Source organism: Chitinophaga sp. S165, assembly GCF_003182155.1.
In the GTDB taxonomy this organism is placed as follows: Bacteria; Bacteroidota; Bacteroidia; order Chitinophagales; family Chitinophagaceae; genus Chitinophaga.
In genome coordinates this window covers 42,899-53,486 of sequence record NZ_QGTG01000008.1, presented here as the reverse complement: position 1 = coordinate 53,486, position 10,588 = coordinate 42,899, and the positions used below count along the sequence as shown (strand labels likewise).

Annotated in this window: 12 protein-coding genes; 5 read left to right on the top strand and 7 right to left on the bottom strand. The window is 45.3% G+C overall.

Going from position 1 to position 10,588, the window contains the following annotated elements; genetic code table 11:
• Positions 1-16: 16 nt before the first annotated feature.
• Positions 17-604: a Holliday junction branch migration protein RuvA gene (gene ruvA / locus C7475_RS25205; protein WP_110056190.1), complete on the bottom strand. Its 588-nt coding sequence runs from the start codon at positions 602-604 to the stop codon at positions 17-19.
• 137 nt (positions 605-741) lie between these two features.
• Here ruvA and C7475_RS25200 point away from each other — a divergent pair, with 137 nt between their 5' ends.
• Positions 742-1,740, top strand: coding sequence for a beta-ketoacyl-ACP synthase III (locus C7475_RS25200; RefSeq protein WP_110056189.1), 999 nt, complete (start codon positions 742-744; stop codon positions 1,738-1,740).
• 64 nt (positions 1,741-1,804) lie between these two features.
• Here the strand turns inward: C7475_RS25200 and C7475_RS25195 are convergent, their stop codons facing one another.
• From C7475_RS25195 to C7475_RS25180, 4 genes are all read right to left on the bottom strand, one after another.
• Positions 1,805-3,682, bottom strand: a complete 1,878-nt coding sequence (locus C7475_RS25195) for a tetratricopeptide repeat-containing sensor histidine kinase (RefSeq protein WP_110056188.1) — start codon at positions 3,680-3,682, stop codon at positions 1,805-1,807.
• Positions 3,679-5,610: a tetratricopeptide repeat-containing sensor histidine kinase gene (locus tag C7475_RS25190; protein ID WP_146217646.1), complete on the bottom strand. Its 1,932-nt coding sequence runs from the start codon at positions 5,608-5,610 to the stop codon at positions 3,679-3,681. Before C7475_RS25190 ends, C7475_RS25195 begins: the two co-directional genes overlap by 4 nt.
• 91 nt (positions 5,611-5,701) lie before the next feature.
• Entirely contained in the window at positions 5,702-6,397 is a 696-nt protein-coding gene (locus tag C7475_RS25185; protein WP_110056186.1) for an NUDIX domain-containing protein, read from the bottom strand.
• Positions 6,398-6,444: 47 nt separating this feature from the next.
• Positions 6,445-6,939, bottom strand: coding sequence for a DinB family protein (locus C7475_RS25180; RefSeq protein WP_110056185.1), 495 nt, complete (start codon positions 6,937-6,939; stop codon positions 6,445-6,447).
• 86 nt (positions 6,940-7,025) lie between these two features.
• Between C7475_RS25180 and C7475_RS25175 the strand changes: the two genes are divergently transcribed.
• Entirely contained in the window at positions 7,026-7,490 is a 465-nt protein-coding gene (locus tag C7475_RS25175) for a GNAT family N-acetyltransferase (RefSeq protein WP_110056184.1), read from the top strand.
• 70 nt (positions 7,491-7,560) lie between these two features.
• Here the strand turns inward: C7475_RS25175 and fabD are convergent, their stop codons facing one another.
• Positions 7,561-8,454 (bottom strand): ACP S-malonyltransferase, encoded by an 894-nt coding sequence (fabD, locus tag C7475_RS25170; protein ID WP_110056183.1) that lies wholly within the window; start codon positions 8,452-8,454, stop codon positions 7,561-7,563.
• Positions 8,455-8,644: 190 nt separating this feature from the next.
• Between fabD and C7475_RS25165 the strand changes: the two genes are divergently transcribed.
• The 3 genes from C7475_RS25165 to C7475_RS25155 all read left to right on the top strand — a co-directional run bounded on the left by C7475_RS25165 (position 8,645) and on the right by C7475_RS25155 (position 9,923).
• Positions 8,645-9,079: a hypothetical protein gene (locus C7475_RS25165; RefSeq protein ID WP_110056182.1), complete on the top strand. Its 435-nt coding sequence runs from the start codon at positions 8,645-8,647 to the stop codon at positions 9,077-9,079.
• Positions 9,080-9,247: 168 nt separating this feature from the next.
• Positions 9,248-9,421, top strand: a complete 174-nt coding sequence (locus C7475_RS33055) for a hypothetical protein (protein WP_158286614.1) — start codon at positions 9,248-9,250, stop codon at positions 9,419-9,421.
• Positions 9,405-9,923: a DUF6169 family protein gene (locus tag C7475_RS25155; protein ID WP_110056180.1), complete on the top strand. Its 519-nt coding sequence runs from the start codon at positions 9,405-9,407 to the stop codon at positions 9,921-9,923. The genes C7475_RS33055 and C7475_RS25155 overlap by 17 nt, the downstream gene beginning before the upstream one ends.
• 50 nt (positions 9,924-9,973) lie before the next feature.
• Here C7475_RS25155 and folE read toward each other — a convergent pair whose 3' ends face one another.
• Positions 9,974-10,561: a GTP cyclohydrolase I FolE gene (gene folE / locus C7475_RS25150; protein WP_110056179.1), complete on the bottom strand. Its 588-nt coding sequence runs from the start codon at positions 10,559-10,561 to the stop codon at positions 9,974-9,976.
• Positions 10,562-10,588: the final 27 nt, after the last annotated feature.

Below are 10,588 nucleotides of genomic sequence, written 5' to 3'. Positions count from 1 at the left end.
TCAGGGTAATAAATATTTATAGACCTTTCAGCGACTTTTTAATGAGCGCCTCGAGGTCTTGCAATAGTGGTTCAGCTTTTAGCACTTTATTAATAGCCTGTTCGGCCACGTTTCTGGCTATTCCTAATGTGACTAATGCATTTAACGCATCTTCCTGAATTGTATTGTTTGGTGTTACAGATATTTGGTGACCGGTATCTTTCTGTTTACTGATCTTGTCTTTTAATTCCAGAATTACCCGTTTTGCCGTTTTAGCCCCGATCCCTTTTATACTTTCGAGCATTTTTTCATTCTCCATAGCGATAGCCCGTTGAATATCTTCAGGTTGCAGGGAAGATAACATCATCCGGGCGGTATTGGCCCCTATTCCTGAGACGCCTATCAATAACAGGAACATCTGACGTTCCGCTTCGTCAAAAAAGCCATAAAGCGTATGTGCATCCTCCTTGATATGCAGGTAAGCCAGCAATTTGCAGCTTTCCAATCCCTGTATGCGGGAATAGGTATTAAGACTGATCTGCACTTCGTATCCAACCCCTTGAACATCAATATGCACCATAGCCGGGGATTTATAGGACAGTTTTCCGTTGAGGTAAGCAATCATACAGGAAGATAAAGGTTTCTAATGTTTGGCAAACCTAGTAAAAATTTAGCAAGAACGGGGCAGTAAGTAACCTTATACTTACATTTACAAATTCTTATGTATTTTTACGCCTCGTTTAAAACATCTATTTTATTAATATGAACAAAATAACGGCCGCTATTACAGCGGTAGGTGGTTATGTACCTGACTACGTGCTCACTAACAAGGAACTGGAAACACTGGTAGATACAACAGACGAATGGATCGTTACCCGTACGGGGATTACAGAAAGAAGAATACTGAAGGGAGAACGTAAAGGAACTTCTGAGTTATGTGTACCGGTAGCCCAGGAAATATGCCGTAAAAGAGGGATCAGCCCGGAAGAGATCGACCTGCTGATCGTGGCCACGGTTACGCCAGACATGGTGTTCCCGGCTACTGCCAACATTGTAACTGATAAAATAGGTGCTAAAAACGCCTTTGGCTTTGATATCAGTGCTGCCTGTTCCGGCTTCCTGTATGCACTGGATACAGGTGCGCGTTTCATCGAAAGCGGACGCTATAAGAAAGTAATGGTGATCGGAGCTGATAAAATGAGCTCTATCATTGACTATACTGACCGTACTACCTGTATCATCTTCGGTGATGGCGGCGCAGGAGTGTTGCTGGAACCTAACACAGAAGGTCTGGGCGTAATTGACAGCATCCTGAAAAGCGATGGTCATGGTCGTGAGTACCTGCACATGAAAGCCGGCGGGTCAGCACAGCCTGCCAGCATTGAAAGTGTGACCAACAGGGAACATTACGTATACCAGGAAGGTAAAATGGTGTTCAAATACGCAGTAGCCAACATGGCTGATGCCGCACACGACATCATGCAGCGTAACCACCTGACCGCCGATGATATCTCCTGGCTGGTACCTCACCAGGCAAATAAGCGTATCATCGATGCTACCGCTGCCCGTATGGGTTTGCCGGAAGATAAAGTAATGATGAACATTCAGCGATATGGTAACACTACCGCCGGTACGTTGCCACTCTGCCTGTGGGATTACGAAAAGCAACTGAAGAAAGGTGACAACCTGGTACTGGCTGCCTTTGGCGGCGGATTTACCTGGGGCGCCAGCTATCTGAAGTGGGCCTACGATCCGAAATAATTTATAGTCAGGAATTAGGGATCCGGACGAACTAAACTCCGTTCCGGTCCTTAATTCCCCTATATCAGTTGAATGAAGGCAAACTATACCCCAGCCTCAGTTGCACTCCCTCTACTTCTGCACTGATATGTCCTCCCATTTTGTCCATAAAGTCCTTACAGATCACCAGCGTTACCGACATATCATCTCCCCTTCTGTATTCAAATAAGTGAGCTGCCATTTGCTGCGTAAACGATCTTACCGTAAGAATGATTTCCACCTTCACCAGGTCGTCCTCTATAGCCCTTACCTGTATCCGCTCATTACCGGCTGAAAGCTTTACTGCACAATGCAACAAACTGCGATTAATGAACAATAACATTTCCTGATCGCCCGCCAGGTAAAGACCGGGAGGTATATCCAGCATTATCTGCCGGTGATCAATATGATGCATGGCATCTTCAAAAAGCAAGGACAGATCACAGGGCGCCGGACTATACACAAACCCGGACAGCTGGGCCTTGATCCAGCGCAGGATATTATCAAAAATGATCAGCGTCTTCCGGGAAGAGATCACCGCCTCATCAATGATCTGCTGCATAGAAACCTGGTCCATATCCTTATTTCTGAACATAACAGATACGCGGATAATATTATTCAATGGCTCCCGGAAATCGCGCGCCAGAATAGCTATAAGTTTGTTCTTGAAGTCATCATGTATATTCAGCTGCTGATTCTTTTCAGAGATGGCATCGTTCATTTCCCGCAACAGGCTTTCCTGCTTGCGTAACTGCTTATAAGACCGATAACGGGCATACGTGAAACCCGCCATCAGCAACAGTACTCCCACCATAAACCCAATCAGTTGCTGGCGGCTCTTGCGCTTCATATTGGCTTTATTGATCTTCTGCTCCTGCACCTTATTACTCAACTCCCATTCATTCAGCTCCTGCTCTTTCATGAAATAATCCAGGTAGTTCATATGGTTGCTGGATTTCAATTCCAGCTGCTTTCTCACCAGTTCCCACAGGGCTCCGCCGTAATAAGCTTTCTTTGCTTCATTGCTGCCGGAAGCATAGTGACGGTATAGACTGGCAACCGTAGGTAGCATCATGTTCAGATAACCCGCCCGGTTGCCTATCGCAAATGCCTTTTCTTTAGCTGGTACAGCGTTGGCCGGATAACCGTTCTGCTTATATATGTCAATATGTTCCAGCATATCTATGGCCACTACAACCAAACCCTCCTTCAACGCCTTATCTGCCAGTTCGTTGATCTTCTGCACTGCCCTGGCGCCTTCGCCCTCCTTCATCCACTCGTCGGCTTCTAATGCCTGTATGTAATAGGCTTCCCGACTGCCGGGATATTTACGGATGATGTCGTTTGATCTTTCCAATGCCCATCTCACCGAATCCTTACGGGTACTGTCACCCTCAAAACGAATGGCATAATTGATCAGTACCAGACTATAAATAGAATCCTGCGTCAATGTTTTTCCCAGTTCCATGGCCTGGTACAAATACTGATTTGCTTCCGGTTTCATGCCATTGTAAAGATGGAACACACTGAGGTTCATGAGGACCTGGCAAATATTAGGCTGGTCACCCAGTTCCCGGTATAGTAACAAGGCCTTGAAGCTGTACTCGATAGCCTGTTCTGTATTGGCCTTCAGTGCATAAAAAATACTCAGGTTATTCAGGGCGCCAGCTAGCCCTTTTTTATCACCATGCCTGGAAGCAATATCCCTTGCTTTCACTCCATACCAGAAGCAACTGTCCGTATTACTCAGGTGGTACTGCATTCCCAGCTGGTTCAATACATTGGTGTAGCCGGCACTATCCTGTTGCTGCAACAGGCTGGTGCGCAGCTGACGGATCACATTATCCTGCGCACGGAGCTTCTTGCCGGCCAGCAGGCCTGCAACCAGGAAGAGTATAATATGTATCCATCTTCTTTTGATCATGCTTCTTTTGCGAGTGGTAAGGTGTAAGAGAACGTGCTTCCATTCACAGGATTATTCACTGCCTGGATAGTGCCCCCCATCTTATCCATAAAGTCTTTACAAATGATGAGCGCCAGCCCCGCTCCACCGTTTGTTCTGCCACGGTCCTTTTCTCTGCTGCGGTATTCGAATAAATAAAGAAGCGTTTCAGGGTCTACCCCTTTTCCTTCGTCGCTGATGGAAATGGTGGCCTGGCCTTCTTCTACAATAGCTGAAATATGTAATGTTCCTTCCGGCGGACTAAATTTCACGGCGTTATGCAGGAGGTTCCTATGTACAAACTGCAACATCTCTCTGTCGGCCAGCAGTTTCAATCCATCAGGAATATCCAGGTGTATCGTTAACTGTTTCTCAGTACAGTTATCCCTCAGGATCTCTAATGCCTCCCGGACCATAGTAGCCGGTGTGCAAACAACTGGCATGTAAACAAAGCCGCTTAACTGTGATCTGATCCAGCGCAGGATGCTGTCAAAAATATGCAGGGTATGCTGGGACTTTGTTTCCAGCTTCCGGAAAAGGGTTGTCGCCTCTTCATATCCCAGGGACTGGTCTTTCAGCAGGTCTGTAATATCAATGATGTGATTAAGCGGAACGCGGAAGTCGTGTGCAATAAGGGAGATAAGTTTATTTTTAAAGTCATCATTTGTACGCAGTAACGCGTTCTTTTCGCTGATCTCGCGATTCTTCTCACCCAGTTGACTGGCATTGAGGCGGGAACGGCGGTGAGAGCGGTTTACATCAGTCAGTAACAATACCGTCAGCACCAGCATTATGGTCAGAAAGATGATAATAGCATATCTGTTACGGCTCTCCATGGCCTTCTTATCCAACAGTTGCTGCTGGTAGTCATGCTGCAACTGTAAGGCACGCAGTTTCTTTTCCTGCATGTAATAATCGATATAATCCAGCTCTCCCTGTGTCTTGCTTTGTTCTTCTTTTTCGACAATATCCAGCATGATTGTGCCATATATATGGGCAGAATCACTCTGATTATGGCTACCGTACCAGGCATATAGCTTTGATACCACCGGCAATGCCAGTTCCCGGTAACCGCCCTTCAAAGCCAGCCTTACCATTTGTCGCTGGAAGATCAGGGAATCGGCCTGGTGGCTGTGCGCCTTGTTATAAGCCAGGTGCGATGAGCCGTACATAGCATGATAAACATATCCTTTCCTTTCGGCGTCTTCCACGAGGCCAATGAGTTTCGTCAGGCCTTCTGCTGTTGCAATTTTGCCATATATGAGCTCCTGCGCCTGCAGCATGCCAGTGTAAAGCAACAGCCGTTCATCACCGGCTCTGGTGGCCATATGCCGTGCAGCGTCCAGTGCCCGGTAGGCCCTTTTTTTATCTACCAGGTCACTGCTGCGTCCCGCACGCAGATCGCTTACATACATAAAATAGTAGTTAGCCTGCAGCGCCATGAGAATGGTATCGTTTTTTAGTCGCCGCCCCAGGTCCAGGGCCCGCTTCATATATTCGCCAGCTTCCTGGTACTGTTTTTCATACTGGTAATATACCCCCAGGTGCATACTGGTCTGGCAGATACCGGCGCTATCACCCAACTCCCTGTACAGGTTCAGGGCGTCTATGTAAAAGCGGAAAGACAGGTAGCTGTTGTCACGATAGGCATAATAGCTTCCCAGTCCGCGGTAAGCGGCAGCCTCTCCCCTGGTATACCCTTGCCTTTGGGCGGTTTCCCGTGCTTTGCAGAGGTAAAGGAAGCAACTATCCAGCTGCCGGTGCTGGAACCACCCTGCCAGCTGATTCATGACGTCCACATATCGGGCGCTGTCTGTGGCTTTGGCGGCAGCAGCCTGCAATTGACTGACAGTTGCTGTCTGGCCATATAGCATTCCCGGCCGGGCAATGTACCCGGAAAGGACTATCATGAGGTAGATGAGTACGTTCTTATTACGGAAGATGTACAATAATAAACAGATGTAGTGTAATGATTTACCGGCTTTCTTCTACAAGATACGGCTATATCTCAAACACTAGTCCTCTCCTTTTTAATTCTTCATATTTCTGTTTATCGAAACGATACAAGTGCGCTCCTTTCTTTGAGGTGGTTTTATCCTTTTCTTCCAGTTTTTCCAGCACATTCATGGACAGGATCTTCTTACGGAAATTGCGTTTGTCCAGCTCGTGCTGGTATATTTCCTCATAAAGGCTGCGTAATTGCGAAAGAGTGAACTTTTCGGGCAGCAGCTCAAAGCCAATGGGGTGAAAATGAGCATTCTCCCGTAATTTCTTTAGTGCATCCGCTATCATCTGGCGGTGGTCAAAGATCAAGTTGGGGATCTGGTGCAATTCCAGCCAATGTGCGCTGAATTGCTGAGTGGGATTGTGTTCATGCTCCCTGATGCGGATCAGGGCATAATAAGCCATGGAAATTACCCGGGCGCCTGAATCACGGCCAACATCCCCATAGCAGGACAGCTGGTCCATGTATATATTTTCCAGTCCTGTGGTTTGTTTTAATACCCGTGCGGCTGCCTCGTCCACACTCTCATCTTTCTGGAGAAAACCACCCATCAGAGACCATTCGCCCTGCATCGGGTCGACCTTTCGCTGCATGATCAGCAGCTTCAGTTTACTGTTTTCGAAACCAAAAATAATACAATCTACTGCTACCAGGTGTTGCGGTACATTAGCATAAAATGATTGTGCGCTCATTGAAATATTGATTGTCTGCCTTGTGCTGACCAGCTGCCAAGATGCTGTTATTTCCTGCCTCTTGCGAAATCGCTGTAATCAGTAACGGGAATTTTAGTAATACCGGCCTGCCTTAACATAGTTACGAGCTGACCGCGATGATACGTAGCATGATTAAATACCTGCATCAGTATCTCTATAACGGTTGATTTACAATATTGTTTCCGGGTATCGTAATAAGCCACTACGTGCCGTAGCCTGACAGGCTGCACCTGTTTTACCCAGTCTGCCAGCGCCTGCGATTGTTGCTGCCAGCGGGCGCACGCTTCTGCGAACGTGCCTTCAAAACCGGTGGAAGGCTTAACTGCCTGTTCTACCAGGTGCAAACGCTGGTACCACAAGCTTTCCACATCCCACATATGGTACGCCGTTTTACGTAAGCTTCCAAAGCTGCTGCCTGTTTCCTGGTCCAGCTGTGTATCCGGCAACTTTTTCAATACATCCGTTATCCTATTGTTAGCCCAAATGTTATAAGCTGCATAGCTGAGCAGGATATCCTTCATGGATATAATTTTAGTTACTATCTTCACCAAAATACCAAAAATTATGTCACCTGCGAGCAGGAGCAGGGAAATAATCCTGAAGGACCATGGAAAAAATTACTATAAGGGACGTACGAAAAGAAGATTGTCCGAGAATAATGGAGTTGATACAGGAACTGGCGGAATATGAGAAAGCACCTGAAGCCGTTACCGTAACACTTGCAGAATTTGAAGATGCCGGATTTGGTAAGGATCCGGTCTGGAAAGCATTTGCAGCCACTCATACAGAAGATGGAAAAGAAACTATTATCGGTTTTGCCCTTTACTATATCCGTTATTCCACCTGGAAAGGGTGCAGGCTATACCTGGAAGATCTGGTAGTTACAGAAAGCTTCAGAGGCAGACGTATAGGCCACATGTTGTTTGAAAGATTATTCGAAGAAGTAAGGGCAAAAAAACTGAAAGGTATGAACTGGCAGGTATTGGAATGGAATGAGCCAGCTATCAACTTTTATAAGAAACTAAACGCCACCTTCGACCCTGAATGGTGGAATGCCAGCATCGACTTTTAAAAGAACAGGAATTAAGGATTGAAGCTGTACAACGATCGTGTAACACCTTCAATCCTTAATTATTACTTCTTTAGCTGATCCCGTTCACCACGGCATCCTTCTGTATCTTCGCGATCAGTCCCTGTAATACTTTACCAGGACCAACTTCTGTAAATGTAGTTGCACCATCTGCTACCATTGCCTGTACGGATTGTGTCCAGCGTACTGCACCTGTTAACTGATCGATCAGGTTTTGTTTGATCTCGGCCGGATTGCTTACCGCTTTAGCTACCACGTTCTGATATACCGGGCAGGACGGTGTACTGAAAGTCGTTGTCTCAATAGCCGCTTTCAACTCTTCTTTAGCAGGCGCCATTAACGGAGAGTGGAATGCACCACCTACGGGCAACACCAGCGCTCTTTTTGCACCAGCCGCCTTCATCCTTTCACATGCTACATCGATCCCCTTAATGGAACCGGAAATCACCAGCTGACCGGGACAGTTGAAGTTGGCAGGTACCACTACCTCTCCTGTCTCAGCGCTAACAGCCGCACAGATCTCTTCTACTTTTGCATCATCCAGCGCCAGTACCGCCGCCATTGTGGATGGCTGCAGCTCACAGGCCTTCTGCATGGCAGTAGCACGTATAAATACCAGACGTAATGCATCCTCGAATGTCAGGGTGCCATTGGCTACCAGGGCTGAAAATTCACCCAGTGAATGCCCTGCTACCATATCCGGTTTTGCCGCAGGTTCAGCACATAGGAAAGCGATCACGCTGTGCAGGAATACTGCCGGTTGCGTCACCTTAGTCTGTTTCAGGTCTTCTTCAGTACCGGAAAACAGAATGTCTGATATACGGAAACCCAATATCTCATTGGCTTTCTCGAAAAGCTCTTTTGCTTTAGGATTGCTATCGTACAGATTCTTGCCCATACCCGGGAACTGAGAACCCTGTCCTGGAAAAACGTAAGCGTGTTTCATCTGATTTGGTTTACTCTACCTGACACATGCATTAATAATTCTGCATATATCTTGGTAATTGGATTGCAAATATTCATACTCTTCGTGATATATCAAAATCCGGCCTAAAAAAGCCTACCTTGCCGGGGTTGTTCAAATAACTTAAGCCTCAACTGTTTGTTGTAATTCCGGATCCAAAATAAGTACTACGATGGTAACAGGAAATGATTACACCCTTATCTCAAATAAGGAATTCAGGGAGTTCTTCCCCGCATTTGTTGAGCATCTAAAGCGTCACGATGCACAGCTTATCGTGGAGGACGTAGAAATTGCCGAAGAGGAATTATATGAATACCTCCTGGCTAAAGATCAAAAAACATATGATGAATACCAGGAGAATGGTTATGCCGCTAACGAACGCGGTGAAGGATGTTTTGTATTACTTGCCAGAAGAATTGACAGGCTGGAATATAATGTCGAGGTCACAACTAAAATAGAGGACGATGTAGAAGAGGCAATTGATCCTTATTCATCTGTATTATTATTGCGGAATACATGGAGTTATACATTGATCTTACCGGCTGTTATTGAAGATAGTGAGTATTGCCAGCGGATTTATGATACAGCGGTTGAAATGTTGCGGTAAAATACATAATGGATAAAATGAACATCGATACAAAGTACGATGCAATAATTTAATTACCAATTACTTACATAACAAGTAAGATGAGAGATCACCATTGAGGGCACACTAGGTTTGAATATTTCCCAGATAGTTTTTGTTAGCTTCGATTTATTAAAAAACAAGCTTATTATGAAAAACAAGTTAATTATGGAAGACAAAAAAGTGTACACCTCTACCGGAACAAAAATGCCTTATAATCTCCTTGTCAAAATGCAGGAAGATCAAAACCGCATAATGGAGGCTATTCATAACGGACAACCACTATCCACACTTAAAGGCATTGAAATTGTTAAACCTTTATAGCCTCACCCCCACAGAAGATGGCCACAATTTTACGGCAGTTTCCGGCTTAACATATTCTTTATACTTTGGTTGTCACTATTTAAAAGATGATAACGGTAAAGATATCAAGACGACGTCATTCGGATTTTCTCACGAGCCTCGTGCAGTGCGTAATAGGATATACGATGAAAAAATTAAAAATACTATCCAGTATGTAGTTCTTGAATTCTTTCAAAAAAATCCTGATACCGGACTTATATTTGTCTGTAATAACGCGGATAGATACGGTCGCCACAGGTATATTACATTCAGTAAGTGGTTTAAGGAAGTCGATGCCCCAATTGAAAAATTTGATTGCGGCGAGATTCATACTAAAGGTGGATTCTATACGTCATTCCTTGTACGGCCTGATAATCCTTTAAAGGAGTATTACGTAGATGCTTTTTATTTGACAATTTACGAGTATTTTCCTGGCATAAGCCAATCCGAATTTGAATCAACTGACATCGTTTTCTTCCAATAAAAAACCGTCTGGCTCTCACCAGACGGTTTATATTTCTATCTTAAACTCTCTTACTTCGTGATCAATCGCATAAACTCATTCCTCGTTCTGCCATCTTCAAACTGACCTGAAAACGCAGACGTTGTCGTTACTGAGTTCTGCTTCTGTACACCACGCATCATCATACACAAATGCTGCGCTTCTATCACCACGCCTACGCCTAACGGCTGCAACGTTTCCTGAATAGCGTCCAGGATCTGATGCGTCAGACGCTCCTGCACCTGTAACCTCCTGGAATACACATCTACTACGCGGGCAAGTTTGCTCAGACCGGTAATATATCCATTGGGGATATAAGCAATATGCGCCTTTCCAAAGAACGGTAACATGTGATGCTCGCAAAGAGAATACAACTCTATATCTTTCACGATCACCATCTCACTGTATGCCTCCGTGAACTTGGCGCCTTCCAGGATAGCTTTCGCATCCATCTGGTAACCCTCTGTGAGGAATTGCATTGCCTTGGCCACACGCTCAGGTGTCTTCTGTAATCCTTCTCTATCCGTATCCTCCCCTAATAACTCGATGCTGCTCTTGTAATGATGAATAAGATCATTCGTTATCTTTTCATCATACATTTCTATCTTATTGTAAGCCATTACTATAATTAACTTAGTCTAACAATC

What these genes read in the sequence shown, in the direction of transcription:
- C7475_RS25180 (WP_110056185.1), bottom strand. Translation starts at nt 6,939, where the DNA reads ATGAAGGATATCCTGCTCAGCTATGCAGCTTATAACATTTGGGCTAAC.
- folE (WP_110056179.1), bottom strand. Translation starts at nt 10,561, where the DNA reads ATGGCTTACAATAAGATAGAAATGTATGATGAAAAGATAACGAATGAT.
- ruvA (WP_110056190.1), bottom strand. Translation starts at nt 604, where the DNA reads ATGATTGCTTACCTCAACGGAAAACTGTCCTATAAATCCCCGGCTATG.
- C7475_RS25190 (WP_146217646.1), bottom strand. Translation starts at nt 5,610, where the DNA reads ATGATAGTCCTTTCCGGGTACATTGCCCGGCCGGGAATGCTATATGGC.
- C7475_RS33055 (WP_158286614.1), top strand. Translation starts at nt 9,248, where the DNA reads ATGAAAAACAAGTTAATTATGGAAGACAAAAAAGTGTACACCTCTACC.
- C7475_RS25165 (WP_110056182.1), top strand. Translation starts at nt 8,645, where the DNA reads ATGGTAACAGGAAATGATTACACCCTTATCTCAAATAAGGAATTCAGG.
- C7475_RS25185 (WP_110056186.1), bottom strand. Translation starts at nt 6,397, where the DNA reads ATGAGCGCACAATCATTTTATGCTAATGTACCGCAACACCTGGTAGCA.
- C7475_RS25200 (WP_110056189.1), top strand. Translation starts at nt 742, where the DNA reads ATGAACAAAATAACGGCCGCTATTACAGCGGTAGGTGGTTATGTACCT.
- C7475_RS25195 (WP_110056188.1), bottom strand. Translation starts at nt 3,682, where the DNA reads ATGATCAAAAGAAGATGGATACATATTATACTCTTCCTGGTTGCAGGC.
- fabD (WP_110056183.1), bottom strand. Translation starts at nt 8,454, where the DNA reads ATGAAACACGCTTACGTTTTTCCAGGACAGGGTTCTCAGTTCCCGGGT.
- C7475_RS25175 (WP_110056184.1), top strand. Translation starts at nt 7,026, where the DNA reads ATGGAAAAAATTACTATAAGGGACGTACGAAAAGAAGATTGTCCGAGA.